A 24,688-nucleotide genomic window follows, 5' to 3' on the forward strand; every position below is an offset into this window, starting at 1 on the left:
CCGTCGGGACCGGGCACCGTCCATGCAGGGCACTCAGTCGGGGAAACGCCCCGCACTCCGCAGCGACCAGCGCCGCTCGGCGTACGCGAGGTCGTCCCGCCACAGCCTTCCTGCGGTCCGGCGCATAAGCGGCCGCAGGACCGGGGCAGCGGCGCGTGCGAGCGCGAACCCCCGCCGGTCCGAGGCCGCGACGACGGCCTCGACCACCGCGGTGCGCGGCGGTGCGGCGCCCGGTCCGGTGACCGGCGTGGCATGGGTCTCCACCACCGACGTGGCGCCCTCGCCCTCGGTGATGCGCATGACGACGGTACGAGGGCCCGGTGCCGTGAACTCCGCACGCACCGGCACCACCAGACGGCCCGTCACCCGGAAGGAGACGTCGACGAGGAAGGCGTCGTCGTCCTCGTCGCGGGGGGCGCGGGTCACGGTGAGGTCGACGAAGGAGTAGGGGTGGAACCAGGAGCCGTGCCACGGGTCGAGCCGGTTGGCGACGACGTCCTCCGGCTCGCACCGCCCGAAGCCCGTGTACACGGCCTCGACGGAGCCGGGGGCGTCCGGGCGGGCCGGAACCGTCGGCCGGTCCGTGGGTTCCTCGCCGCCGACGCGGTCGAGCCGTACCCAGACCAGGACGCCGTCGTCGTGTACGGGATACGGGTCCCAGCCCGCGAACGGGCCGCCGTCCAGGGCCAGTCCGTGCCAGTGGCAGACCAGCATGCCGCAGACCACGCGGCTGTCCTTCAGCGGTGCGCCGAGGTGCGGGCAGGCCCCGGGACCGGCGTGCAGTGTCCCGTCCTCCGCGCGCCACAGCACGATCTCGGTACCGCCCACCGTGCGGCCCGTCGGTCCGCCGCCCGCGCGGAACTCCCGTGCGGCGCCGACGACGAACCAGTTGCCGCAGGGGCGGGCCGAGGCCCGCTTGAGGACCTCGGCGATGAGTGCGGGACGGGCCTCGCGCCAGGTGGGGGCCTGCGCCGCCCAGTCGGGGCCGCGGCGCCTGCGCAAGGGTGAGGTCCGGCGGGGCCGGTCCGCTCCGTCAGCCACTGCTCGGTCCTTTCCGCTGAACTGCCAGGTCACGTGGGGCAATTGGGGAGACGGCGCCCGTCCGGCGGGCGCGCCACCGCGCTCCCAGGACGCGGGCCGCGGCCACCGCCGCCGTGCCGGCCCGCCGCCGGCGCGGGACGACCGCGCGCCGGTGCAGCACCGTGTACTCCTGCGCGGCGATCTCGTCCAGGATCCCCCCGTACAGAGTGAAAGCGGTACGGATGCACGGGCGCACCCGGGGGTCGAGCATGCCGATGCCCGGTTCGGCCTGGCGGTAGACGCTGCGAGTCAGGTCCTCCGCCGCGCGGAACGCGGCGCGGATCCGTGGGTCCTGCCGGCCGGTGCGCCTGCTCCATTCCAGCAGCGGCCGGTCGACGCCGTGCGCGCTCAGCAGGTCGGCCGGCAGATAGATCCGCCCCCGGTCGAGGTCCTCGCCCACGTCCCGCAGGAAGTTGGTCAGTTGAAAGGCCTCGCCGAGGGCGGCGGCGTGCGGCGCGGCCTCCTCGCGCGGCACCACCGTGCCGAGCACGGGCAGCATCTGCAGGCCGATGACGGCCGCGGAGCCGTGCATGTACCCGCGCAGCGCGGCGTAGTCGGCGTAGTCGGTGACCGTGAGGTCGGCGCGCATCGCGGCCATGAAGTCCACGAAGTGGGCGCGGTCGATGGCGTACCGGGAGGCCGTGTCGGCCACCGCGCGCACCACCGGGTCGCTCCCGCCGCCGTGCAGGCCGGCCACCAGGTCCGACTCCAGTTCCCGCAGGAGGCGGTCGCGCTCCTCGGGCGGGCGCTGCCGGTCCAGGTCGTCGACGATGTCGTCGGCCCAGCGCGCGAACCCGTACAGGGCATGCACCGCGGAACGGCGCTGTACCGGAAGCAGCCGCGTGGCGAGGAAGTAGGTGCGCCCGTGGCGGGCGTTGAGCTCGCGGCAGTGGGTGTACGCGGAGCGCAGGCCGGGGTCGGTGATCCCGGCCGCGTCCAGTTCACGTCGGGTCATGACCGCCTGCTTCCCTCGCGGCTGTCCGCTTCCGTGACGCGGACGGCGGCTTCGGCGACCGGGAGTCGCGCGGCCGGGCGTCCTCGGCTCCCGCGTGCGGGGCGGCGACGGGGGTCGCCGGTGATGCGGGCCGCGGCGAGTTTGCCGCTGATGAGCACGGTCGGTACGCCGACCCCGGGGGTGGTGCCGCAGCCGGCGAGCACCACGTTGTCGATGCCCCGCAGCACATTGCGCGGCCGGAACGGGCCGGTCTGGGCGAAGGTGTGCGCGACGGAGAAGGGGCTGCCCGCCGCGTGTCCCTGTGCCGTCCAGTCGAGCGGCGTGACCAGTTGCTCCGTCCGGATGCTGCCCTCGAACCCGTGCAGGCCGCGGCGTTCGAGCTCGGCGGCGAGGGTGTCGCGGTAGCGGGGGCCCAGGTCGCGCCAGGCCGGGGCGGAGGGCCCGACCGTCGTGTTGGGGCAGGGCGCCAGCACGTAGTGGAGGTGGCGGCCCGGTGGGGCGAGCGACGGGTCGTGGGTCGTGGGGCGGGTGATCAGCAGCGAGGGGTCGCTCATCAGGCTCCCGGTGCGGGTGAGTTCTTCGAAGGTCCGCTCCCAGGCGGCGCCGAACGACAGGGTGTGATGGGCGAGTTGGGGCCAAGTGCGGTCCGTTCCGGCGTGCAGGATCACCGCCGACGGCGAGTGCCGCAGCGGTACGGGGCGCCGCGGCGTCCGGCCCAGGAGGCGGTGTGCGGTGGGCAGTTCGCAGCTGAGGACCACCGCGTCGCAGGCGATGCGCTCGCCGTCGGCCAGATGGACGGCGCGGGCGCGTCCGCCGGACTGCTCGACGGCACGGACCTCGGAGGACCACCTCAGATCGGCACCCGCCTCGGCGGCGGCGTCCGCCATGGCCCGGGGCAGGGCGTGCATGCCGCCCTTGGGGAACCACACCCCGGCCACGGTGTCCATGTAGGAGATGACCGCGTACGCGGCGAGCGCGCGGGCCGGAGCGACTCCGGCGTACAAGGCCTGGAAGGAGAACACGCGTTGCAGCCGGGGGTCCGTGAGGAAGCTGCCGATGCGCCGGTCGAGGCGGCCGAAGCCGCCGAGTGCGGCCAGCCGGGCCAGGTCGGGATGGAGCAGTTGCAGGGGCGAGTCGAAGTTGGTGTCGATGAAGCGCCGCATCTGCGCCTGGTAGAGGCGCTCCAGCCAGTGCCGCAGGCGGCGGTAGCCGGCGGCCTGCGCCGGTCCGGCGAAGCGGCGGACCTCCTCCTCCATCGCCGCCGCGTCGGTGTGCACGTCGAGGGAGGTCCCGTCGGCGAAGGCGGCGCGGTACGCCGGATGCAGCGGGACGAGGTCCACGCGGCGGGCCAGGCTGTCGCCGACGGCGGCGAAGGCCTCGTCCGCGAGGTGCGGCATGGTCAGCACGGTGGGGCCGGTGTCGATCCGGAAGCCGTCGAGCTCCACGCGCCCGGCCCGGCCGCCCGGTCCGGCGTCCCGCTCCACGAGCGTCACGCGGCGTCCGGCGCCCAACAGGTGCAGGGCGCAGGCGAGTCCGGACAGGCCGGCACCCACGACGACCACATGGTCGGTCGGCCCGCTGACGGCCCTCATCGCTCCTCCCGCGGCGCGAGACCGGACGCCCGCCGCACGAGCGCGGCGAACTCCCGCCGTACCGCGGGCTCCGCGCCGGTCCCGTCGACGTAGCGCACGCTCTTCTCCGCGAGTTCGGCGATCTTCGCCTCGACGACCTCACGCGCACCGGTGCGTTCCAGGGCCCGGCGCATCTCCGCCACGTCGGCGGGCGAAGGTGCGGACGAGCGGGGTGACAGGATTTCCGCGGCGTTCCGGTCACCGGCGGCGTCCGCCAGGACGAGTGCCACGGCCAGCAGATACGTGAGCTTGCGGGACCGCAGATCGTCGTCCGCGGGCTTGCCCGTCTTGGCCGGGTCGCCGAAGGCGCCGATGAGGTCGTCGCGGAGCTGGAAGGCGAGCCCCGCGCACCGGCCCGCCGAGCGCAGCGCGTCCACGGTGAGGTCGTCGGCGCCCGCGAGGGCCGCGCCGAGCGCGAGCGGACGCTCGACGGTGTACAGGGCGCTCTTCAGGGTCGCGATGGTCACGGCTTCGTCGAGTCCGCAGGCGCCGGTCTGTTCGGCGTGCAGGTCGCGGTACTGGCCCGCGACCATCTCGCCGCGCATGGCCCGCCACTCCCCCAGCACCCGTCGGCCGTAGGGCGATTCGAGCGCGGTCTCCGCCATCAGGTCGTCGGCCCAGGCGAGGGCGAGATCTCCGGCGAGCACGGCCGCGCCGGTCGCGAAGGCCTCGCGGTCCTTGCGCATCCGTGCGGTCCGGTGCAGCTCGGCGAACTGCACGTGCACCGCCGGTGCCCCGCGCCGCAGCGGCGAGCCGTCCATCAGATCGTCGTGGATGAGGGCGCAGGCCTGGAGGAGTTCGAGCGCGGCCCCCGTGCGCAGGACGTCCCCCGCGTCCCCCGTACCGCCCGCGATGCGCCATCCGCACCACGCGAAGGCCGTGCGCAGCCGCTTCCCGCCGTGCTGTGCGAACGCGGCCACGCGTCCGGCCACGTCGCGCGCGAAGACCGGATCGATGGCCTGCGCATGTTCCCGTTCGGCACGGAACACTTCGGCCAGGACGGTCTCGACGGCCCGGCCGGCATCGACGGCTGTGAGCGGTTCACCCACAAGCACGGCCCGTTGAGCCGAGGTTGACTGCAGTCCCAGCATGACAGCCCTTTCCCGTACGAGATTGTCCGTTGCACCAGCACTTCCGGCGCGGGCTGCCGCGCGGATGCGTTCCTTGCCGTCCGGGTCGCATTCCTGGCGGCCCTTGCCGTCCCGGTCGCATTCCAGGCGGCCCTTGCCTTCCGGCTCGCATTCCTGCCGCCGCGCTTTCCGGCAGCGCTCAGCACGAGGTGGGCTTTGGCCCGGTGCAAGCGGGGTCGCCGGTCGGCGCTGCGGCGCCGCGCGTCCGAGCTGGGGATCCGAGCCGGGGCACGGTGCGCGCCCGTACGCCGGACGCCCGGGGCAGGTCAGCTCCTGAGCGGGCCGCGCACCACGCTCCTGCCGGAGTGGGCGGGGTCGCCGTCGTACGGCTGGTCCGAGACGTCGATCACCGGGTAGTCCGCCAGATCGACGCCCGGGGGCAGCGGCAAGGTGGTGCTTCCCTCGGGGCCGAGCACTCCCACCGCGATCAGCTTCTGGTGCGAGCTGTCCATCAGCCAGACCTCGAAGTAGCCCTGGCTGCGGGGCAGCCCGCTGACGTCGATCCGCAGCGTCCGTCCGCCCCCGGGGGTGCTGTCGAGCCGGGCGGTCCCCCGGGCGTCCGCCACCGCCAGCGGTGCGAGGGGCGATTCCCGTCCCGGCCGGACCGCGACCACGGCCGGGTCGTCGAGATGCCACCACGTCGCACCGCTGCCCAGCGCGGCTCCGACGGCCAGGCAGCCGGCGGCGAGGAGCAGTGCCGCCTTGGTGCGGCGGGGCGGTGGCACGGGCGCGCGCCCGCCACGTCGGTCCCCGCGTACCGGCGGCATCTCCGGCCCGGGCCGGTCCGTTGCGTACGCGGACGCCGCGTCCGCGCCCGGTTCGCCGCCCGAGCCCTGCCCGGGGGATCCGGCCGCGAGCTCGGCGGCGATCGCCCGCCACACCGCGTCGGGCGGCGGCGTGAGCCGGTCCTCCGCCGAGGCCGCGCGTGCCGCCTCCGCGACCCCGTACAGCGCGGCGACCTCGTCCCGGCACAGGGCGCACCCGGCCACGTGTGCGCGCAGCGACCGCGGCACCGGGTGGCCGAGCGCGAGATCCGCGAGGTCCGCCGGATCAGGGTGTTCCATGATCCGCCTCCTCCGTCACGGGCACGCCTCCGGGGCCAGTCCGGGCCGCACACCGTCCTCCGCTGTCAGCCGCCGGACCGGACGGGCTCGGCCGTCACCACCAGATTGCTCTGGTAGCCGCCTCGGCTCCGGTCGAAGGGAGCGGCGCACGTGATCATCGTCAGCACGGGCGGCCCCTTGCGGCGGAACACCGCGTCGGGAAGCTCCTGCTTCGGCACCGTGCGCCTGCCGGTGACCCGGTACGTCGTCTCCGTCGTCTCCGTCGTCTCCGTACTCCCCTGCGCGCCTTCAGAGACCACCTTCACCTCGTCCCCCGCCCGCAGATCGTAGAGCGCGGCGAAGGCACCCAACTCCCCTGTCTCCACGTCGACATGACCCACCAGCACGGCCGAACCCTCGGCGCCCCCGGGAGCCGGACCGAACCGGTACCAGCCCGCCTCGGTGGAACGGGAAGGGATCTCGACCCTGTCGTCGGCGTCCACTCCGACGGGCCGAAGCGCCGCACGCACCCCGAGCCGGGGCAGGTCGACGCGTACGGGAACGAGGTCCCCGGCAGCACCGGACGGGCCCGCGTCGGGTGCGGGCCGGTCCGGTCCCTCGCCGTCCGGTCCCTCGCCTTCCCGCGCCGATCCGGCGGACGTGGGCTCGGAGGGTGCGGCAGGACTCGCCGGAGCCGACGCCGGGGACGTCCCCGCCGCGCCCGGAGCCCGGCCGAAGTCCCCTGAACCGGCCGGGCGTTCGGCGCTCCGCGCGAACAGCAGGACCGCGACGAGTACCGCCGCGACGAGCGCGGGGAGGGCGATCCACCCCGCACTCGACGACGGAAGCCACCGGGAGCGGGAGCCGTCAGGCACGTCCGCGGGCCCGGCGGCCGTGCAGCGCGAGACCGCCGGCGAGGGCGATCAGGCCGGCGCCCGCGCTCCAGGCGAGCCAGTCCTGCCCGGAGTTGACGGCCATCCGGCCGGACTCCCCGGCGTCGACCCCGCCCGGGGCCGAGTGCATGCCGCTGAACGACTGCACCTTCAGCGCGAGGTTCTTGTCCTCGGCGCTTCCCCAGGCGTACACGACGTTGCTCGTGCCCTCCTTGAGGTTCAGGTCGGCGGGGCCGATGGCCACCGTGTCGGTGCCGGCCAGGACGACATCGGCCGAGACCGTGCCCGCGGCGACCTCACCGCTCGCCTCCTTCGGGTTCTCCAGGCCCTCGAACACCGGCTTCCCCGCGGCGCGCACGTCGACCGCGGGGGCGGCCGCGACATGCCGGACCGTGAGGCGGGACTTGCCGGCCGGCACCTTGGACATGTCGTTGACGAACGCGTTCAGCTGGGGCTTGCCGTCCGCGGAGAGGTGGGCGACCACGGTGGCGTCGGCGCCCGCGGGCACGTCCACCTTCTTCTGGAGGGCGGGTTCGCCGTCGGGTCCTTCACCGGCCTTGAACACCTCGAGGTCGTACGAACCGGCGGGCAGCTGCTGCGGGTCGGTGAGCGTACCGGGCTCGAAGTCCGACAGGAGCTTGTCACCGTTGGCGTAGACGTCCACCGTCAGGCCGGGCACGCCGTGGAAGACGGAGACCGTGGCCGTGTCGCCCTCGGCCTGGGGCGCGGCACCCACGGGGCCCGCCGCGGCGAGTGCGAGCGCGAACACTCCTGCCGTGGTGGCAGTCAAGATGGGAGTGCGAGACATCATCGTTCCATTCCCCTTCGCAACGCTTCCCGGCGGATGCGGGAACTCAACCCCACTTCCGGGGCTCCCCCTCGGGTGGATGCGGAGAAATCTGCGGACGCGGTCCGCGCGCCGGTTCCGAGGGCCGCGGGAGCCCCGCCGGTCAGCCGCCGGGCGCGCGCCGCGTCCTCCTGTTCGGCCTGCTCGGGGTGGCGCCGGCGCCAGTACGGGTTGTCGTGCGGCAGCCCGCCGCTCACCCGTCCGTACATCCCGAACGTCATGATCAACAGCCCCATGACGAAGCTGAACAGGACGTTGGACATGCCGAAGTCGAGCACGTTGGCGGGCCGGTCCAGGAGGAACAGGTGGACGAAGCCGCTCAGGACGAAGAGCGTCCCCACGACCATGTTCACGGTGGACGCGACGTTCCCGCCGATCACCGCCGCGGCGATCAGTCCGAGACCCACGAGGACCGACACCAGACTCAGCGCCCCGTTGGTCGACAGACCAGCGATGCGCTCGCCGTTCGTATCGAAGAAGCTCAGCTGCCGCGCGAAGCCCAGACAGCCGAAGACGAGCAGGATCAGGCCGCACAGGCCCGCCCCCGCCCGGTACACCGTGGCCAGCCGGTGGTCGACCGGCAGTTCATCGCGGAGTTTCATGACGCATCTCCCGCCGACGCGTACGCCCGAACGGTTCGGGCGTCCTCAGCGTCACTCCGGAAGATCGGCGCGGCATGTCGCACCGTTTGTGCAGCGAAAGGCCGCGTACGGCGCGCTCCGCTCCTGCCCGGTGGCGCGGTCCGGCGGTCTCTATTGACTAATAGTCAAATACCCAAGACGCTCGGACCACCGTTCATCGACCCCACCGCCACTTCGCTCGGGAGGTCCCATGAGTACGGATGCCCCACCGCAGTTGAGCGCCGAGCTGGGCAGCGCCCCGCCGGAGAGCTTCACCCAACTGACCCCCGAACAGGCGAGGTTGCTGGCCGAAGCGCTGCGCGCCCGGCGCGAGAGTCAAGCCTCCGGTCTGAACCGGGCCGCCGAGGATGCGCTCAAGCTCGTGCCCGCACTCGCCCGCGGCCCCGTGCGCCGCATTCTGTTCCGCTGACCGGGAGGGACTGCCATGGCTGCCCCGCACGCCGGCGCCGAGGTGCTGCAACGCCGCGCCGAGACCGAGAAGATCGCCGCGCTCCTGGACGCGGACCCCGCACCGCTCGCCTTCCTCGGGACCCTGCCCCTCGCGGACCTGCGGCGCTTCCGCGAGCAGACCGTCGCCGCGCTGTTCGACCGGGCGCCGGACATGCTGGACCGGATCGCCGCCGCGACCAAGCTGGTACCCGCCGGGGTGGCGGCCGCCATTTCGCAGAAGGCGCTCGGACCCCGGCTCGCCGCCGCGGTCGCGGGCCGGCTCGACCCCGCACGCGCCGCCGACATCATCGAGAAGCTGCCGGTCGCGTTCACGGCGCAGGCGTGTGCGTACCTCGATCCGCGGCGTATCCCCGGCATCGTGGACCGGCTCGACGAGGACCTCACGGTCCGTATCTCCGTCGTCCTGGCCGAACGCGGTGACCACCTCACCATGGGCCGGTTCGTCGGCCACATACGGGACTCGGCGCTGAGCCGCATCCTGCCGCATGTGCCGGACGAGACGGTGCTGCGCACGGGCTACGTGGTCGACCGGCCCGAACAGCTCGGCCGGATCGTGGAGTTGATGGGCCGCGAGCGCCTCGAGTCGGTCATCTCCTCGGCCGCCGACGGGCTCTGGCCCGAGGCACTGGCAGTCGCCGGGATGGTCACGGGAGAGCAGCGCGCCCGGATCGCCTCTCTCACGGCCGCGCAGCCGCCCGAGCGGCTCGACTCCCTGGTCACCGTGACAGCCGCACAGGGTCTGTGGGAATCGCTGCTCCCGCTGGTGGCGCTGCTGCCCGCACAGGAGCTGCGGGCCGTCGCGGTCCTGCCCTCCCTCCAGGACGCCGAGGTGCTCGCCGGTGTCGTACGGGCCGTGGTCGCCACGGGGTTGTGGGCCGAATTCCTGCCCCTGGTACAGGTGTTGCCGGACGCGTCCCGCAAGGTGGTGGCGGACGCCGCCGGCGCGCTCGACGAGCCGGAGCTGGACGCGCTGGCCCGCGAGGTGGACAAGCAGGACCTCTGGGACGCGGTGCTGCCGCTGATCGAGCTGATGTCGGACGAGGACAAGACCCGGATCTTCGCCCTGCCGGCGTTCCAGGACGTCCGCGGATGACGGGCGCGGTGCGGGCCCGGCTGCGTGGAGCCGGCCCCGCACCCACCGAGCGCGGCCCGCGGTCACCCGCACCGCACGCCCCGGTCACGCCGCCTCGACCACCGCGTCCCCCGACGCCCGCCAGTGCCGTTCCGGGATGCCCACCAGCCCGTACAGCCATCGCACGGGTGAGCCGCGGTGCAGCAGGAGCACGCCCGCGAGCGCGGCGAACACGAGCAGTCCGAAGGGGGCGCCGAGCCAGCGCATCAGCCCGCTGGCGAGCAGCGCGCCCGCGAACGGCAGGCCGTACACGCCCGCGGCCGCGAGGGCGATCGCGACGATACGGGGCACCTTGCGGTCCTCGTCGCCGCCGGGCAGCTCCCAGCCTTCCATCAGCCAGGCGATCTCGGTGACCAGCATCGTCCCGATCACGGCGGCCCCGAGCAGCAGCAGGGCGAGGAAGGTGCCGGAGGTCAGGAAGTCCAGGACGTTGTTGACGATGCTGTCCTTCGGCCAGTCGGCGAAGTCCCGTCCCCCGGTGGAGAACAGGCGCGCGTAGCCGGTGCCGTCCCAGCCGTGGATCAGCGTGCCGAAGAGCAGGAAGTACCCGCCCACGGCCTGGAGATACGCCCAGTAGCCGGCGCCCATGAGCACCAGGGCCTGTGCCGCGGTGAAGCCGAGGAGCGTGGCCACCGGGATGCCGCCCGCGTAGAGGAGCACGAACCCGGCCCAGACTCCCCGGTGCGCTTCCGCGACGTGCATGGTCGCCCAGGACGGGTTCTGCCAGAGCAGGAACAGACCGGTGGGGACGAGCAGCAGGGTCGCGAACAGGACCGTGAGGGTCAGATACGGGTTGGCCACGCGGCTGCGCGTGCGGGGCCCTTCGCCGACGCTCAGCCGCTCCCAGATCTGCAGCTGCCGGCCGGCCGCGACGGCGAAGGTGGCGCCGACGGCGTACGCCCAGAACAGGGCGGCCTGGATCTGGATCATGGCGAGGCCTTCAGGGTGAGTCCGCCGGCGACGATCAGGTCCGAGGTGACCAGGACCTGTTCGGCCCGCACGTCGGTCATGAAGACGAAGGGCGGTACGACGGGCGGGACGGGCAGTCCGTCCGGCGTGAAGGTCAGGCAGAGCAGGCCTTCGAGGCAGCCGCTGAACTTCGTGAGGTAGAGCGTGACATCGCCGGAGAGCTCCAACGTGTCGGCGCCCAGGGCCAGTTCACCGCCGCCGTCGCGGGTCTGGAGCCGGTAGTCGTCGAGCGATGCGGCCTTCATCCGGAGCACCATGACCTTGGTCGTGCCCTCGGCGGTCCGCAGCTCCTCGACCCCGGCGAAGAGGAAGCCCTGCGGAGCGAAGAGCGAGGTGGTGACGGCGGGCGGGGTCCGCGCCGCGACGAGGTCCTCGGCGGGTGCGGCCGCGGCCCGGCCGACGCCCGGCCCGTACACGGCGCCGACGACGAGCACCGGCAGCAGCACACCGAGGGTGCGGGTCCCCTGCCCGTCCCGTATCCGCGCGCGCTTCGCCGCCTCCCGTGCGTCCGGGTCGACCGGAGTCCAGCCGAAGCCCATCGCGCTGCCGGCGATGCCCAGGAGCATGCCGACGAGGAAGCCGCCGAGATTGGTCGCGGCGAACGAGAGCACCGACAGGATCAGGGCGTTGATGCTGACGTAGTGCCGCGTGTGCGGCAGCAGCCACAGGAACAGGCCGGCCACGATCAGCGCGAGCCCGATGCCGATCGCGGCGATCCCGCCGAGGCCGAGGCTGACCAGGACCGTCAGCGGCGACAGTGGTACGAGGAGCAGTTCGAGGCCACCGAGGATCAGCAGCAGCCCGCCCCAGAACGGCCGGGTCCGGCGCCAGCGGCGCAGCACCCGGCGTGCCTCGGGCAGGGGCAGCCGGCGGTCCAGCCATCCGCCGCCGCCCTCGCCCTCGCGGTTCAGAAGCACTTCTTGCCGTCCAGGCTGACGTCGACCCGCATGCCCTTGAGCCGGAAGTTCCCGCCGGTCGCCGACCACGCGTTGGACTTCACGCCGGACACTTCGATGTCGCCTGCCTGGAGCCCGAACTTGCCGGCCTCCCCCTTGACCCCCTCGACGCTGTCCAGGGTGGATGCGTCCCGGCCGATCTGGGCCGTGCCGAAGCGGGCGTCGCCCACCAGGTCCTCGCCGTCGATGACGAGGTTGCTGGCCGTGACGTTGCCCGCTTCCCCGCCCGCGGTCAGCTTGAACACGACCGTGCCGATCGGTGTCTTCACCTCCGCGGCCTGGCAGATGTCGGAGAGCGTGGCGTCCCCGATGCCCAGGAGCGCCACCGGGTGGCCCTTGCCGTCGACCGAGCGGTCGACCTGCACGTACGAGGCGAGGCCCTCGCTGGTGAGCTTGCCCGAGGACACCTGGAAACTCGTCCCGGAGACGGCGAAGGACGCCGCCAGTGCGCCCTCGGCCATCACGGAGGCCATCAACCCGACGCACAGCACCGCGGGCAGCGCGGTGACCGCGGTCTTCTTCCAGTTGGTTCTGCCCAGTTCGACCGGGCGCTGCTGTGAGCTCACCGTGCCTCCCGTACGTCGTCCGCGTGCGTAAGGGGGGGTGCGCGGCCGGATGCGGGAGCGCGCATGCGGCCCGTTCTCTCACGGAACATCGACGCAGGTCGGCGCGGGGCGCCATACTGCGGGCATTCCGCGGGCAGTTGGAGACTAGGGCGTAATTTGAATAAGAGTCAACAGCGCGACGGCACCGGCCGTTCGAAGGCACGCCGCGCCGAACTCATCGCCATCGGACGGAAGTTGTTCGCCGACACTTCGTACGACGCGCTGTCGATGGACGAGATCGCCGAGCGCGCGGGCGTCGCGAAGGGGCTGTTCTACTACTACTTCAAGTCGAAGCGCGGCTACTACCTGGCCATCGTGGAGGACTCCGGCGACGGGCTCGTGGCCCGCGCGACCGGTGCCCGGGATCTGCCCCGCACGGTCCGCGCACACCGTACGGTCGACGGCTATTTGCGCTACGCCGAGCAGAACCGGGCCGCGTACCGCGCGATCGTGACGGGCGGAGTGGGCTTCGACACCGAGGTGTTCGCCCTGCGCAACAGCGTCCGCGAGCAGCTGATCGCCGCGATCGCCGACGGGGCGTACGGCCGGCAGGACATCCCCTCCCTCGCCCGGCTCGCCCTGGTCGGCTGGCTCAGCGGCGCGGAGGCCGTGACCCTCGACTGGCTCGACCGCACGGATCCGGACCGCGACACGGTGCGGGAGCTGCTGGTACGCCAGCTGCGTCGGACCCTGGACACCATCGAGGAGTTCCTGCCGGACTGGCCGGCGCCCGAACCGGACTGAGGACCGGCTGAGCGGCTCACCGCTCCCGCGGCAGCAACACCCCCATGATCACCCGCACTTGCCCGATCAGGAGCGCGGGATCGATCCGGCCGGGTTCGGTCAGCGCGAGCACGCCGAAGTGTTCCGCGCAGGCCACGAGCGCGTGGGCGAGTACGCCCGCATCCAGGTGCGGGGCGGACGCGGGCCCGGTGCGCGCGGCCAGGGCGCGGGAGATCCACCCCTCGACCCGGCGCCGGAACCGCTCGCGGTCCGCGTCGATCCGGCGCCGTACCGCGGCGGGCATGTTGCCCGGCGGCGCCAGGATGAGCCGCCAGGTGTCGGGGTCCTCGCGCAGCATCGCCGACATCCTGCGCACGGCCTCGGCCGCGAACTCGGCCGGATCATACGGGCCGTTCGGGTCGGGCATCGCCCGGAGCAGGCGGCCGAAGGCGCGCGCCTGCTGGCGGTCGAGCAGGGCGTGCAGCAGCGCGTCGAGGTTCTCGTACGCGCCGTAGACCACGGACCGGGCGACGCCTGCCCGGGTGGCGACGGCGTCGATGGAGATCCGGTCGTATCCGTCGTTCGCGATCACGAAGAGGGCGGCGTCGAGCAGTTGCTCGCGGCGCTGCTCGAACGGGAGGCGCGGCGCGTAGGGCCGGCGCTTGCGGGGGCGGTCCGGTGAACTGGAGGACGTCGGCACCTTGGCAGCGTACGACATGCGTGTCTTAATTTAAGACAGTGGTGTCGTATTCGACGGCGGCTCAGCCCGCTCACTCCTGAGGAGCGCCTTCATGGCGAAGCCGAAGCGCGAGACGTTCGAACCGCACGAGGACTACGGGTTCTTCGGGCCCGGCTCGGTCGTGTGGAAGGTCTGGAGCTACCCCACGGCACCGACCGTGGGTTTCCAACGAGCCGTGGTGGTGGAGGAGTTGGACCCGCCGCTGGTCGCCGCGGTCCATGCGACCCAGGGCATCTACCGACGCGCGCGCACCCGTTACGACCGGACGCTCAAGTACTTCGCGATGGTGGCCTTCGCCGGGACCCGGCAGGTCTGCAAGGCCGCCGACATCCTGGTCAAGGTCCACTCGAAGGCGATCGGCCGACTGCCGTACGGCGAAGGCACCTACGACGCCAACGATCCGGACTCGCAGCTCTGGATCCAGCTCACCGGCTGGCACTCGATCCTCTACGCGTACGAGAAGTACGGGCCGGGGAAGCTCACCGCCGAAGAGGAGAAGGAGTACTGGGAAGCCTGTGCCGTCGCGGCGGAGTTGCAGACCTGCTCCCCCGACACCGTCCCGCGCAGCCGCGAAGGCGTGCGCGCGTACTTCGAGCAGATGCGCCCGAAGCTGTCCGCGAGCCCGATCGCCCGCCAGGCGATGCACCACCTGCTGCGCACCGAACTCGTCCTGCCGCCGGTCCCGCGCTGGGCCAGGCCGGCGAGCCTGGTGGTCGCCCGGGCCCAGCGCATCGCCACCATCGCCACGCTGCCGCGCTGGATGCGCGAACTGGCCGGCATCCGCCAGTCCCGCGCCCTCGACGCCCTCATCGTGCCCGTCATGAAGGCGTCCTTCGCCCTCGCCCACCTCCACCCCAGGATCGAACTGGCCCTGCTGGGCCTGATCTCACCGTCCACCGTCCCGGTGGTGGCCCCGGTCAAACTCGGCATTCCTCCCGTGAACGCCGAAGTGCTCACCCCGGCCCAGGCCAGGGAGCGCCACGGCTACGCCAAACCCGCCGACGCCCACCTCGAGTTCCGGGCCCGCCAGGCGACACGGGTCTTCGGCGAGGGGCAGCAGCCCAGCGACCAGGGGCTGATCGAATCGCAGGAGGTCCTGGGACCGCTCACCTGACGACCTGCCCCACGTGAGCGGTGCGCGCGGCACACAGGACTGACTTTCTGTCACCACCGTTGATATTGCGCCGAGTTGAAGTCGCCCCGACATGCAGCGTTCACGTCAAATGCTAGCCTCCTCCCCTTATCGACTAGGGGGAGCACCGAGTGAGGAAACTCCTGAGTTTCGCGTCCGTCCTGGCACTCCTGACCGGGATCGCGATCGCGTCGACCACGTCCGCCCACGCCGCCACGGACCGGAGCGGGGCGGAGCGGCTGAACATCCCGAACAGCAGCCCGTGCAGGGCAGGACGCACCGTCATGCAGGGCATGGTCGCGGGGCCGGGCGGCCAGCTCTACATCATCTTCACCAAGGCGGGCGGGGCCGAGCCGGTCCTGTCCCGTTGGCTGCGCGACGGCACCGCCTGGGACGGTGCCAGCTGGACCTGCGCCGGGGCGCCGACTTCCATCCCGGCACTCGGCCACGGCAACGACCTCGCCTACCACCCGGACTACCGGGGCCAGGGCCCGGCCCTGATCGCCACCCAGGGCAGCCAGTCGGCCTTCCCGAGCGCCGATGTGGCAATCGTCCACCTCAACGCCTCGGGAACGATCGGCTCGACCGAAGTGGTCCGGCTGCCCATCGGCAACATCAGCGGCCTCTGCTACAGCGCCACGGCGGCCGGCGGAGCCGGCAAATACGCCGCCCGCCGCCTGGGCAACCTGTGGACCCATCCCGGCTCCGGTGCGCTGACGAGCGGATGGACGCTGGTGAAGACCAATCTGACGAGCCACGACAACCGCTCCGACCAAGGCATCGACTGCTCCGAGAACTACATCTGGAACACCAAGTCCATCAACACGTCGACGCCCAGCACCGGTTGGAACTGGGTGTACCAGTACAACTGGTCCGGGGGCGACGTGGAGAGCGACATCGGAATCCCGGGGAACAACCTGGTCGACGAGATCGAAGACATCACCCACATCGGGGGCGAGTTCTTCGTCGGCGTCAACCGGAACGACGGGCGGGCCGACTCCGTGCAGGTCTTCATCGAGTGAGGCCCTGCCCTGCGCACAGCTGAGGCGGCTCCCCGGTGTCCGGCACCGGGGAGCCGCCTCACTTTTTCGGAGGCGGGCGCCCCGCCCGCAACGCACCCGCCCCCGAGCACTCGCAACTCCAGCCACTCGGCGGGGTCGCACCCGACGGCCGGCGGCTGGCCCGGGGAAGGCCCGCCCCCACAGGCTGTCGGCATGACGCCCGTGCGAGGCGAGGGACGTTCCCCGGCACGGCGTCGGCGGCGAGCGGCCGTTGAGGGCCGCCGTACGCCCTGACCTCCGCGATGACGCGGTGCGTGCGACGCACCGTACGAAAGGAATCCTGTGAACACCGCATCCGCCGGCGAGGCGACGGGTGCCGAGTCCCCGCGCGCCCGTGAGACGCTCCGGGCCCTGTACGGGTACGTCCGTCCGCAGCGGTGGGCCGTCGCGCTCGGGCTGCTGCTCGCACTGGCCGGGGCCGCCGGCGGGCTGCTCCAGCCGCTGGCCACGAAGGCGCTGGTCGACCGGCTCTCCTCCGGTGGCACGATCGCCGCGATCCTGATCGCCATGACCGCGGTGATCCTGCTCGGCATGGTGGCCGAGGCGTTCGGCGCCTATGTCCTGGAGCGGACGGCCGAGTCGGTGGTCCTCGCCGCGCGCCGGAGCCTCATCGGGCGGCTCCTTCGCCTGCGCGTCTCGGCGGTGGACCGGATGCAGCCGGGCGATCTGATGTCGCGGGTGACCTCCGATACGACGTTGCTGCGGGCGGTCACGACCCGAGCGGTGGTCAACGCCGCGACGGGCGCCGTGACACTGGTCGCGGCCGTCGTGGTGATGGCCTTCCTCGATCTGACCCTCCTGGGCGTCACGCTCGGTGTGGTCGTGGTCGTCGGTGCGGCGGCCGCGCTGCTGATGCCGAGGATCGGGCAGGCCGCCGAGCGGGCGCAGGCGGCGGTCGGAGAGCTGTCCACGGGCCTGGAGCGGGTCTTCGGCGCGTTCCGGACGGTGAAGGCATCCGGTGCCGAGCAGCGGGAGACGGCCCGCGTGGAGGCGTCGGCACGCAAGGCTTGGCGCCACGGCGTGCGCGGTGCCAAATGGGAGGCCGTCCTCGGCACGGCGGACAGCCTCGCCGTCGAGCTGGCGTTCCTCGCCGTGCTCGCCGTGGGCGGAGCGCGGGTGTCGTCCGGGGACATGCCCGTCTCCACGCTCATCGCGTTCCTGCTGTACCTCTTCTTCCTGATGGAGCCGGTGTACAAGCTGGTCGAGGCCGCATCCGAGTACCAGGAGGGCGCGGTCGCGATCGCCCGGATCAAGGAAGTGGACCGCCTCGCCACCGAGCCGGCGCCGCCCCGGGACGCCGCGCCGCAGGACCAGGCGACGCACGGAGCACCGCGTCCGGCGTCGGTCCGCTTCGAGGGCGTGTCCTTCCGTTACGGGACCGGCCTGCCGGACATCCACCGGAAGGTGGACTTCGAGGTGCCGGGAGGCGGACTCACGGCCTTCGTCGGCCCTTCGGGGGCGGGCAAGTCGTCGCTGTTCGCGCTCGTCGAGCGTTTCCACGAAGCGACCGACGGCCGCGTCCTGGTCGACGGCAGGGACGTCACGCAGTGGCCTCTGTCCGCGCTGCGGTCGGTCATCGGATACGTAGAGCAGGACGCGCCCGTGCTCGCCGGCACCCTGCGGGAGAACCTCGTCTTCGCCGCACCCGGCGCGAGCGACGAGGACATCCGCGAGGTGATCGAGCGGACGCGGCTCGGCACGCTCGTCGAGCGACTGCCCCGCGGTCTGGAGACGTTGGTCGGACACCGCGGCTCGAAGCTGTCCGGTGGTGAGCGCCAGCGCGTCGCGATCGCCCGCGCGCTGCTGCGCCGACCCCGGCTGCTGCTCCTGGACGAGGCGACCTCTCAGCTCGACGCCGTCAACGAGCTGGCGCTGCGGGAGGTCATCGCCGAGACGGCGCGCGAGACGACCGTCCTCGTGGTGGCCCACCGTCTGTCGACGGTCACCGATGCCGACCGGATCGTCGTCATGGACGCGGGTGAGGTCCGCGCGATCGGCACCCACGAGGAGCTGGTGGCGAAGGACGAGCTGTACGCGCAGCTCGCGGCGAGCCAACTCCTCGTATCCGCGCAGTAATCCGCCAAGTGCGTGCCGGCCCCCCTGCCGGCACCTCAACGGCCCGGCTCTCCCCGTCACATGGCGGGAAAGCCGGGCCGATCGGCGGGGCCGCCCCGGACGGCAGCCGGATACCCGCGCTTCGCGCGACCCGTGAGCCTGAGGACAGCGCCTGCGTCGCCAGGCAGCCCGCGCCCCGCCCAGTCCATCGCTCAGAGTTGGAGTCCCCGTGCCCGCCCCCGCGCCCCTCCCCGTGCCCGTGCTCATGGCCAAGGGCCGACCGGTTCCGCTGCTCAGGCCGGACGGCCGCCCGCTCAACCTGATCCGCGTCGGCATCGGCTGGCAGCCCGCCCCGCGGTCCGGCCTGCTCGGCGCACTGGGACTCCACCGCCGTGGCCACCTCGGCACGTTCGCCGCGCTGTACAGCCACGGACGGTTTCTGGACGTCCTGTTCGCCGACAACCCCGTCAACCCGGACGAGTCCCTCGCACACAGCACCGCTCTCCTCGCCGATGACACCGCGGAAGCGGGAGACACCGAGGCGTTCTTCGCCCGCCTGTCCCGGCTTCCCCCGCACACGGACCGCATCGTGTTCGCCGTCGGCTCCTTCGACGGCAGCACCTTCGAGACCGTACGGAATGCTCACTGCCGCCTCGTCGACGAGAGCGCGGGGGTCGAACTGGCCCGGTGCACCTTCCCGGTCACGGGCCCTCACACGGCGCTGATCATGGCGCAGCTGACGCGGACAGCCGGCGCGTGGACGATGACCGCCATCGGCGATCCGGCGGCCTGCACCACGTTCCCCGAACTCCTCCGGGCCATGCAGCTGCACCGTTGAGCAGGCCCGCAGGCGGGCTACCCCGGGCAGGCCGAAGCCCGCAGGCAGCGGTGCCTACTTGATGAAGACGTTGGCGACCACGACCAATAGGCCGAGCAGCGCGTCCGCCATGCCCACCTTCACCGCGGATCCCCAGGTGCGGCCGCCGGCTCGGGCGGCGAGCAGCCCCCATGCGAACAGCAGCACCACGTTGACGGTGAAGGCCACGTACTCGACGCCGTCGGACGGCCACCAGCCCCACGCCGCACCCAGCAGCAGGACCAGCGTCGGGGTGGTGGCCAGGACCAGAGGCCATTCGGAGAGCAGCAGCCGCACCACGGCGCGCACGCCGTGCACGCTCTCGTCGCCGCGCCGGGCGATGAGATGCGCGTAGCCGTGGGCGGAGGCGGAGGCGACCGCTGTGATCACGAGCCACTGCGCGTCATTGAGCCGGTCGGCCGGCTCGGTCGGCCCCTGCCCGCTGAGCGCGGCCACCATCGAACTGGCAAGGACCGCCCCGTACACGCCGCCGAACAGAACGTGCGGGCGCGCCGCCCAACGACGCAGGTCGCGGGCCGATCGGCGAAGGTGCGGAGACAAGCGGGGCATGGTCGAAGAATCCTCGAACGGTACGGGCGGATACGGGACGGGGCCCGCCGCTCGGGCGGGCCCCGGATCGATCACACCGTGCCAGGACCGCGGACTCCATCCGCCGGGCCTCGCCCATCCATCCGCCGGTAGGCCGGAGCACACCCCGCGTTCGGACGGTCCGGACCTCAGCGGACGTACCGGGCGGGCTTGGTGGCGACGTTGAGGAGATGTTCAAGCGGCCCGCGGCGGAAGAAGCGGGACCAGACCGCGGCGAACACGATCGCTCCGAGGATGAACAGGAGCACGGGCAGCCAGGACGTCCGGTCGCTCTCGCCCCCCGGCACGCTCAGCAGGGACTGCGCAAGGAAGTGGCCGACGTAGGCGGTCAGGGACATGGTACCCACGGCGATGACCGGCTTCGCCAGGCGTCGCAGGCGCGGCAGGCGGTCCATCAGCACCGTCGCGCCCACGATCACGAGGATGGCGACGCCCACGCTGCCGATGATGTCGAAGGTGGTGCCGCTGTGGGGCCCGGCGGAGAGCAGTTCGGGGCCGGCGTGCTTGCCCTCGAAGGAGCCCTCCCCGAAGGAACCCTCCCCGGACCAGCCCGAAGACCCGGGACCGGACGACTTTCCGCCCTCCGCCATGCTCCGCAGCGCGTCCTTCCCCGCGAGCAGCAGCGACAGACCGTACGCGCCCACGGTGAGGGCGGCGCCCAGCGCGGCGAGACGCCACTGGACGAACACGGCGGACAGGTCGAGGCGGGCCAGCGCCATGCCGGCGACCACGAACGACATCCACGTGAGCGCCGGGTAGAAGCCGGTGAGCAGCAGGTCGAGCAGGCCCACTTCGCTGAGCGACCGGAGCGGGTCATAGGCGTTGATGGTCCGGGTCAGCGACTCGCTCAGCTGCGTGTTCAGGAAGAACGCCAGCTGCGGCGTGGTGACGGCGAGCGCGGCCGCGATGATCGCGAGGGTCCTGGCGCTCAGCCGGAGCAGGGGCAGGGCGAGGAGGAAGTAGACGCCGTAGAAGCCGAGGATGATCACTCCCCCGTACTCCATGGCCAAGACCGTTCCCAGTGCCAGTAGGACCACGGCGCGGATCGCGATCCGTGCCTGCGCCTGCCGGCCCGCGAGACCCGTCTTCGGCTCGCGGCGCCCCGCGATCAGCATCAGCGAGAACCCGGCGAGCGTGGCGAACAGGACCGACGAATGGCCGTCGGCCAGGTACCGGACCCAGGTGCCGGCCCCGCTCGTGGCCGAGAGCGCCGGGCCGATGTGCACGATGTACATCCCGAACACCGCCAGCGCGCGGGCCAGATCGACCCCGACCAGACGCCCCGTCGACGGCCCCCGGGGCGCAGGTCCGGCGGACTCCGTCGGCGTACCGGGCTGTCCAGGCACACGGTCCGACGACGTAGCGGTCCGGCCAAGCCCATGATCCGGCGGAGCGGTGGCGCCCTGCGGTGGCGGCTGTATCGATGTCATAGGAACGATCCTTCGAAGCCGCCGGGACGCGAACCATCCGGCAGGCGTCGGCAACACCTCCGCCGACCGGCGGGATCCGGCCCTCCGAACGGCTGCAGTCGGAGCCGGCGGGGCCGCCGGACACTCCGGCCGAACCTAAGGTCGGGAACGTCCTCCGCGCCGTCCCTGCCCGACCGGAAGTGCCATGACCCTCGTACTGATCGTGATCACTGCCGTGGCCGCGGCCTGGGCACTGGCCGCCGGATGGCTCGAGCACCGGCACATCAGAGCTCCACTGGTGCTGGTCCTCGCGGGGATCGTCACCGGGATCTTCACGCACCACCACATCGCGGAAACGCTCAACTCCCACATCGCCCAGCACGTGGCCGAGGTCATCCTGGCGGTGCTGCTGTTCGTCGACGCCACCGAACTCCCCGGGGGACGGCTCTTCGGCAACGAACCCGGCGCGGCAGCACGCGTCCTGCTCGTGGCGCTGCCGCTCAGTCTGCTGTGCATGGTCATCGTCGGCTCGCTGCTGCTGCCCGGGGCGCCGTGGGCGCTCCTGCTGCTCATCGCGTGCATCATCGTGCCGACGGACTTCGCCCCGGCCGAGAGCCTGGTACGGGACTCGCGCATCGCGAAACGGGTCCGCGAGGTCCTCAACGTGGAGAGCGGCTACAACGACGGGATCATCTCGCCCGTCTTCCTGTTCGCCCTCATCCTGGCCGGCTCGACCTCCCAGGCACGCACCCCCGCGCAGGCCCTGGGCACGGCGATTCCGTTCGCCGCGAAGGCACTGGTCGTGGGAGCAATCCTCGGCATGCTGCTCGCGTGGCTGATGAACGAGGCCGACCGCAGGCACCTGATGACCGCCCAGTCCCGCCGCATCCTCGTCCTCGTCGCCCCGCTGCTCGCCTACACGGCGACGGTGGCACTCGAGGGGAACGGCTTCGTCGCCTCGTTCGTCTGCGGCATCGCCTTCCGCTACGTGCGGCAGGCACCGACCCGGCGACGCGGCGCCGACGCCCCGGACGCCTCGGACTTCCGCCTCATCGAGGACACCACGCAGATCATGACGATGGGCATGTGGTTCTTCTTCGGGAACGCCGTGGTGTTCGCGCTGAGCGGCCCCGCCCACTGGCCCACCGTCGTGCTGTGTGTCGCCGCGCTCACCGTCGTACGGATCATCCCGGTCCTGTTCGCCTTCCTCGGCTCGACGTTCACCTGGCGCCAGCGGCTCCTGGTGGGAGCACTCGGCCCCCGCGGCACCACGTCGATCGTGTTCGGGCTGCTCGCCTTCAACACCCTGCCCGAAGGGCCGAACGCCGACACCGCCCTTGACGCCATGACCCTCACCGTGCTCGGCAGCGTGGTGCTCCACGGCATCGGTTCCCTGCCCCTCGCGCGGTTGCTCGCCGCTCCCGCCGGCGGGCTCGGCGAACCGGCGGGCCGGCTCCGGCCGCCTGGGGGGTGAGGGCCGGACGGCTGCCGGACACTTACGGATCCGGCGCTCGGCCAGCCTGGACGCATGAACGACAACCGCGCCGACCGACCCGTACGCCGCGAGACCGGTCTCCTCCTCTTCCTCGCCGCCGCACTCATCCTGGCTGTGCTCCACCCCGATCTGTACACCGGCCTCATCGAGCGCCTCGTGGCGGTCTTCCCCGGACTCGCCGCCTGAGTCGGGCCCGCCCTGTGCGCCCCGCCCGCTGCCGGTGGACCCGCCGGTCCCCCCGAACGGCTGGAACCGGCCTGCCGGTTGGCGGGGATCTCCATCCCGTCGCGGGGTCCCGCTGCGTCCCCGACGTACTGTCGACGGCGGCGCGCGATCACCGTACGGGAAGCGGACGCACCGGTCCGGGGCCCACAGGTCGCCGCGATGCCGGAGAGAACTGACGAGTGTGAGGCGGAACGCCGGTGATCCGGGTAGTGGTGGTGGACGACGAGGCCCTCGTGCGGTCCGGGTTCGAACTGATCCTGAACGCCTCGGACGGCATCGAGGTCGTGGCGACCGCGGAAGGCGGCCAAGCCGCCGATGTCGTCCGGCGCGAGCAGCCGGACGTCGTGCTCCTCGACATCCGGATGCCGGACGTGGACGGCCTCACCGTTCTGCGCCGGATCCAGGAACTGCCCGCACCACCGCAGGTGGCCATGCTGACCACCTTCGACACCGACGAGTACATCCTGACCGCGCTGCGCTCGGGCGCCGCCGGGTTCCTTCTCAAGGACACCGAGCCCGAGCAACTCGCCCAGCTGGTGCGCACCCTGGCCGCAGGCGGGGTGGTGATGTCCCCGAAGGCCTCTCGCGCCCTGTTGCGCGGCCATCCGGGGGCCGGCGCGCCGCAGGACGCGGAGGTGGCCCGCGTGGGCCTGCTCAGCGACCGGGAACGCCAGGTCTTGGTCCTGGTCGCCGAAGGGCTGTCCAACGCCGACATCGGCACCCGCATCCACCTGAGCGCGGGCACGGTCAAGGACCACGTCAGCTCCATCCTCACCAAGCTGCGTGTCTCCAGCCGCGTCCAAGCGGCCCTGCTCGCGGAGCGGGCCGGACTGCTCGGGGGCCACGGTGACGACACTGCGCGGGACACCGGATGACGCCCACCGGCAGGGCACCGTGGCGCCGCGTACCGGCGTGGGGCGTCGACACGGGCCTCGTCGCCCTCTCCCTCCTCGACGCGTGGATCAATCTCTACGGTGAGGCCGCGCCGCTGATGTGGGCCTGCGCCGCCGTCGGCAGCGCTGGACTCTTCCTGCGCCGGTCCGTTCCGATGGCCGCCTTTCTGCTGACGCTGCCCATGCTCGTGTTCATGGACGTGGCGGTGGCGCCCGTCGTCGCGCTGTACACGCTCGCCCTGCACTCCCGCAGCCGCCCGCTCCTCGCGGGCTGCGCGCTCCTGAACGCGGCGGCCAGCACCCTCGTGTGGCCGGTCTCCGAAACGTTCTCCGGCGAGGACCGCACCTGGACCCTGATCCAGTTCGTCTACACGCTGGCCACGGCCTTCGCCCCGGTGCTCTTCGGTCAGCTGGTGCAGGCCCGACAGGACGTGGCACGCAAGCTCGTCGAGGTCGAAGAGGCCCGCGAACACGAAAGCGCCCTGTACGCCCAGACCGTCCTCGCCCGCGAACGCGCCCAACTGGCCCGCGAGATGCACGACGTGGTCTCCCACCAGGTCAGCCTCATCGCCGTACAGGCCGGAGCCCTTCAGGTGGCCGCCGAGGACGCGCGGACCCGCGACGGCGCCCGCGCCATCCGCACCCTGAGCGTGAACACCCTCGACGAACTGCGCCACATGGTCACGCTGCTGCGCGCGTCCGGCGGCAGCGCGACGGAACTGACGCCCCAGCCCACCCTTGCCGACCTTCAGCAGCTGATCGCGAACAGTGGCATCGAGACCGCCCTGACCGGTGAACTCCCGCCCGGAATCAGCACAACCGCCCAGCGGACGGTCTACCGCACGGTCCAGGAAGCCCTCACCAACGTACGCAAACACGCCCCCGGCGCCCGGGCCGAGGTCCGGCTCTGGCACGACGCCCGGAACTTCGGCGTCACCGTCACGAACACCGCCCCGACCCGCCCGACCGTCCCCCTGCCCAGCGCCCACCACGGCCTCGTCGGCCTGCGCGAACGCGCCGAACTCCTCGACGGCACCCTCACGGCCGAACCCACACCGGAGGGCGGCTTCACGCTCGCACTGCGCGCACCGGCGCGGCCCGTCTGAGCACCGACGGCCCGACATGGGCCGGAGCTCAACGTGGGCAGGAGCTCACCGGG

General features: G+C 72.4%; 25 protein-coding genes. 11 read left to right on the forward strand and 14 right to left on the reverse strand.

Translation table 11 applies throughout. The features are described 5' to 3' along the window. Positions 1–33 precede the first annotated feature (33 nt). The 8 genes from BLT97_RS02210 to BLT97_RS02245 all read right to left on the reverse strand — a co-directional run bounded on the left by BLT97_RS02210 (position 34) and on the right by BLT97_RS02245 (position 8,181). Positions 34–1,041: a Rieske (2Fe-2S) protein gene (locus BLT97_RS02210; protein WP_245769095.1), complete on the reverse strand. Its 1,008-nt coding sequence runs from the start codon at positions 1,039–1,041 to the stop codon at positions 34–36. Continuing rightward, positions 1,034–2,035, reverse strand: coding sequence for a phytoene/squalene synthase family protein (locus BLT97_RS02215; RefSeq protein WP_093606914.1), 1,002 nt, complete (start codon positions 2,033–2,035; stop codon positions 1,034–1,036). Before BLT97_RS02215 ends, BLT97_RS02210 begins: the two co-directional genes overlap by 8 nt. Next, positions 2,032–3,627: a phytoene desaturase gene (locus tag BLT97_RS02220; RefSeq protein WP_093606915.1), complete on the reverse strand. Its 1,596-nt coding sequence runs from the start codon at positions 3,625–3,627 to the stop codon at positions 2,032–2,034. Before BLT97_RS02220 ends, BLT97_RS02215 begins: the two co-directional genes overlap by 4 nt. Next, the gene (locus BLT97_RS02225; protein ID WP_093606916.1) at positions 3,624–4,757 is read right to left on the reverse strand and encodes a polyprenyl synthetase family protein; all 1,134 of its coding nucleotides are present in this window, start codon (positions 4,755–4,757) and stop codon (positions 3,624–3,626) included. The genes BLT97_RS02220 and BLT97_RS02225 overlap by 4 nt, the downstream gene beginning before the upstream one ends. Positions 4,758–5,062: 305 nt before the next feature. Further along, positions 5,063–5,860, reverse strand: a complete 798-nt coding sequence (locus tag BLT97_RS02230; RefSeq protein WP_093606917.1) for an anti-sigma factor — start codon at positions 5,858–5,860, stop codon at positions 5,063–5,065. A 65-nt stretch (positions 5,861–5,925) separates the two neighbouring features. Further along, positions 5,926–6,714: a class F sortase gene (locus BLT97_RS37715; protein WP_245769096.1), complete on the reverse strand. Its 789-nt coding sequence runs from the start codon at positions 6,712–6,714 to the stop codon at positions 5,926–5,928. Continuing rightward, complete coding sequence (locus BLT97_RS02240; RefSeq protein ID WP_093606918.1) at positions 6,707–7,543, reverse strand: DUF4397 domain-containing protein; 837 nt, start codon at positions 7,541–7,543, stop codon at positions 6,707–6,709. Before BLT97_RS02240 ends, BLT97_RS37715 begins: the two co-directional genes overlap by 8 nt. Beyond that, complete coding sequence (locus BLT97_RS02245) at positions 7,540–8,181, reverse strand: DUF4383 domain-containing protein (protein WP_093606919.1); 642 nt, start codon at positions 8,179–8,181, stop codon at positions 7,540–7,542. Before BLT97_RS02245 ends, BLT97_RS02240 begins: the two co-directional genes overlap by 4 nt. Positions 8,182–8,410: 229 nt before the next feature. Here BLT97_RS02245 and BLT97_RS02250 point away from each other — a divergent pair, with 229 nt between their 5' ends. Continuing rightward, entirely contained in the window at positions 8,411–8,629 is a 219-nt protein-coding gene (locus BLT97_RS02250) for a hypothetical protein (protein WP_093606920.1), read from the forward strand. A gap of 15 nt (positions 8,630–8,644) precedes the next feature. Beyond that, positions 8,645–9,763: a hypothetical protein gene (locus BLT97_RS02255; RefSeq protein ID WP_093606921.1), complete on the forward strand. Its 1,119-nt coding sequence runs from the start codon at positions 8,645–8,647 to the stop codon at positions 9,761–9,763. 84 nt (positions 9,764–9,847) lie between these two features. Here BLT97_RS02255 and BLT97_RS02260 read toward each other — a convergent pair whose 3' ends face one another. The 3 genes from BLT97_RS02260 to BLT97_RS02270 are packed head-to-tail and all read right to left on the reverse strand — an operon-like array spanning position 9,848 to position 12,200. Continuing rightward, on the reverse strand, positions 9,848–10,732 hold the full coding sequence (locus BLT97_RS02260) for a hypothetical protein (RefSeq protein ID WP_093606922.1): 885 nt from the start codon (positions 10,730–10,732) through the stop codon (positions 9,848–9,850). Then, positions 10,729–11,688 (reverse strand): DUF6114 domain-containing protein, encoded by a 960-nt coding sequence (locus BLT97_RS02265; protein WP_342742684.1) that lies wholly within the window; start codon positions 11,686–11,688, stop codon positions 10,729–10,731. The genes BLT97_RS02260 and BLT97_RS02265 overlap by 4 nt, the downstream gene beginning before the upstream one ends. Continuing rightward, complete coding sequence (locus tag BLT97_RS02270; protein WP_425442656.1) at positions 11,679–12,200, reverse strand: DUF6230 family protein; 522 nt, start codon at positions 12,198–12,200, stop codon at positions 11,679–11,681. Before BLT97_RS02270 ends, BLT97_RS02265 begins: the two co-directional genes overlap by 10 nt. Positions 12,201–12,449: 249 nt before the next feature. Between BLT97_RS02270 and BLT97_RS02275 the strand changes: the two genes are divergently transcribed. Beyond that, positions 12,450–13,076: a TetR/AcrR family transcriptional regulator gene (locus BLT97_RS02275; protein WP_245769097.1), complete on the forward strand. Its 627-nt coding sequence runs from the start codon at positions 12,450–12,452 to the stop codon at positions 13,074–13,076. Between the two features lie 16 nt (positions 13,077–13,092). Here BLT97_RS02275 and BLT97_RS02280 read toward each other — a convergent pair whose 3' ends face one another. Then, positions 13,093–13,773, reverse strand: a complete 681-nt coding sequence (locus BLT97_RS02280; RefSeq protein WP_093606925.1) for a TetR/AcrR family transcriptional regulator — start codon at positions 13,771–13,773, stop codon at positions 13,093–13,095. Positions 13,774–13,846: 73 nt separating this feature from the next. Between BLT97_RS02280 and BLT97_RS02285 the strand changes: the two genes are divergently transcribed. From BLT97_RS02285 to BLT97_RS02305, 4 genes are all read left to right on the forward strand, one after another. Continuing rightward, positions 13,847–14,908 (forward strand): oxygenase MpaB family protein, encoded by a 1,062-nt coding sequence (locus BLT97_RS02285; RefSeq protein ID WP_093606926.1) that lies wholly within the window; start codon positions 13,847–13,849, stop codon positions 14,906–14,908. A 149-nt stretch (positions 14,909–15,057) separates the two neighbouring features. Continuing rightward, entirely contained in the window at positions 15,058–15,948 is an 891-nt protein-coding gene (locus tag BLT97_RS02295) for a hypothetical protein (protein ID WP_143041301.1), read from the forward strand. A 321-nt stretch (positions 15,949–16,269) separates the two neighbouring features. Then, positions 16,270–18,063 carry an ABC transporter ATP-binding protein gene (locus BLT97_RS02300; RefSeq protein ID WP_093606929.1) on the forward strand — a complete coding sequence of 598 codons (1,794 nt, stop codon included), beginning with the start codon at positions 16,270–16,272 and terminating at the stop codon, positions 18,061–18,063. A gap of 208 nt (positions 18,064–18,271) precedes the next feature. Next, positions 18,272–18,880, forward strand: a complete 609-nt coding sequence (locus BLT97_RS02305) for a TerD family protein (RefSeq protein WP_093606930.1) — start codon at positions 18,272–18,274, stop codon at positions 18,878–18,880. A 54-nt stretch (positions 18,881–18,934) separates the two neighbouring features. Here BLT97_RS02305 and BLT97_RS02310 read toward each other — a convergent pair whose 3' ends face one another. After that, positions 18,935–19,468, reverse strand: coding sequence for a hypothetical protein (locus BLT97_RS02310; protein ID WP_176953604.1), 534 nt, complete (start codon positions 19,466–19,468; stop codon positions 18,935–18,937). 167 nt (positions 19,469–19,635) lie between these two features. Beyond that, positions 19,636–20,937, reverse strand: a complete 1,302-nt coding sequence (locus BLT97_RS02315; protein ID WP_093606931.1) for a DUF418 domain-containing protein — start codon at positions 20,935–20,937, stop codon at positions 19,636–19,638. 184 nt (positions 20,938–21,121) lie between these two features. Between BLT97_RS02315 and BLT97_RS02320 the strand changes: the two genes are divergently transcribed. From BLT97_RS02320 to BLT97_RS02330, 4 genes are all read left to right on the forward strand, one after another. Next, the gene (locus BLT97_RS02320) at positions 21,122–22,390 is read left to right on the forward strand and encodes a cation:proton antiporter (RefSeq protein ID WP_093606932.1); all 1,269 of its coding nucleotides are present in this window, start codon (positions 21,122–21,124) and stop codon (positions 22,388–22,390) included. A gap of 54 nt (positions 22,391–22,444) precedes the next feature. Continuing rightward, complete coding sequence (locus tag BLT97_RS37720; protein WP_176953605.1) at positions 22,445–22,597, forward strand: hypothetical protein; 153 nt, start codon at positions 22,445–22,447, stop codon at positions 22,595–22,597. Positions 22,598–22,833: 236 nt separating this feature from the next. Next, the gene (locus tag BLT97_RS02325) at positions 22,834–23,511 is read left to right on the forward strand and encodes a response regulator (protein ID WP_093606933.1); all 678 of its coding nucleotides are present in this window, start codon (positions 22,834–22,836) and stop codon (positions 23,509–23,511) included. Beyond that, positions 23,508–24,635 carry a sensor histidine kinase gene (locus tag BLT97_RS02330; protein WP_093606934.1) on the forward strand — a complete coding sequence of 376 codons (1,128 nt, stop codon included), beginning with the start codon at positions 23,508–23,510 and terminating at the stop codon, positions 24,633–24,635. The genes BLT97_RS02325 and BLT97_RS02330 overlap by 4 nt, the downstream gene beginning before the upstream one ends. Positions 24,636–24,688 lie beyond the last annotated feature (53 nt).

It is taken from the genome of Streptomyces indicus (assembly GCF_900100315.1).
Taxonomy (GTDB): Bacteria; Actinomycetota; Actinomycetes; order Streptomycetales; family Streptomycetaceae; genus Streptomyces; species Streptomyces indicus.

Coding starts and splice junctions, on each gene's coding strand:
- BLT97_RS02215 (WP_093606914.1), bottom strand. CDS start 2,035: ATGACCCGACGTGAACTGGACGCGGCCGGGATCACCGACCCCGGCCTG.
- BLT97_RS02220 (WP_093606915.1), bottom strand. CDS start 3,627: ATGAGGGCCGTCAGCGGGCCGACCGACCATGTGGTCGTCGTGGGTGCC.
- BLT97_RS02225 (WP_093606916.1), bottom strand. CDS start 4,757: ATGCTGGGACTGCAGTCAACCTCGGCTCAACGGGCCGTGCTTGTGGGT.
- BLT97_RS02230 (WP_093606917.1), bottom strand. CDS start 5,860: ATGGAACACCCTGATCCGGCGGACCTCGCGGATCTCGCGCTCGGCCAC.
- BLT97_RS02240 (WP_093606918.1), bottom strand. CDS start 7,543: ATGATGTCTCGCACTCCCATCTTGACTGCCACCACGGCAGGAGTGTTC.
- BLT97_RS02245 (WP_093606919.1), bottom strand. CDS start 8,181: ATGAAACTCCGCGATGAACTGCCGGTCGACCACCGGCTGGCCACGGTG.
- BLT97_RS02250 (WP_093606920.1), top strand. CDS start 8,411: ATGAGTACGGATGCCCCACCGCAGTTGAGCGCCGAGCTGGGCAGCGCC.
- BLT97_RS02255 (WP_093606921.1), top strand. CDS start 8,645: ATGGCTGCCCCGCACGCCGGCGCCGAGGTGCTGCAACGCCGCGCCGAG.
- BLT97_RS02260 (WP_093606922.1), bottom strand. CDS start 10,732: ATGATCCAGATCCAGGCCGCCCTGTTCTGGGCGTACGCCGTCGGCGCC.
- BLT97_RS02270 (WP_425442656.1), bottom strand. CDS start 12,200: ATGGCCTCCGTGATGGCCGAGGGCGCACTGGCGGCGTCCTTCGCCGTC.
- BLT97_RS02280 (WP_093606925.1), bottom strand. CDS start 13,773: ATGTCGTACGCTGCCAAGGTGCCGACGTCCTCCAGTTCACCGGACCGC.
- BLT97_RS02285 (WP_093606926.1), top strand. CDS start 13,847: ATGGCGAAGCCGAAGCGCGAGACGTTCGAACCGCACGAGGACTACGGG.
- BLT97_RS02310 (WP_176953604.1), bottom strand. CDS start 19,468: ATGCCCCGCTTGTCTCCGCACCTTCGCCGATCGGCCCGCGACCTGCGT.
- BLT97_RS02315 (WP_093606931.1), bottom strand. CDS start 20,937: ATGACATCGATACAGCCGCCACCGCAGGGCGCCACCGCTCCGCCGGAT.
- BLT97_RS02320 (WP_093606932.1), top strand. CDS start 21,122: ATGACCCTCGTACTGATCGTGATCACTGCCGTGGCCGCGGCCTGGGCA.
- BLT97_RS37720 (WP_176953605.1), top strand. CDS start 22,445: ATGAACGACAACCGCGCCGACCGACCCGTACGCCGCGAGACCGGTCTC.
- BLT97_RS02330 (WP_093606934.1), top strand. CDS start 23,508: ATGACGCCCACCGGCAGGGCACCGTGGCGCCGCGTACCGGCGTGGGGC.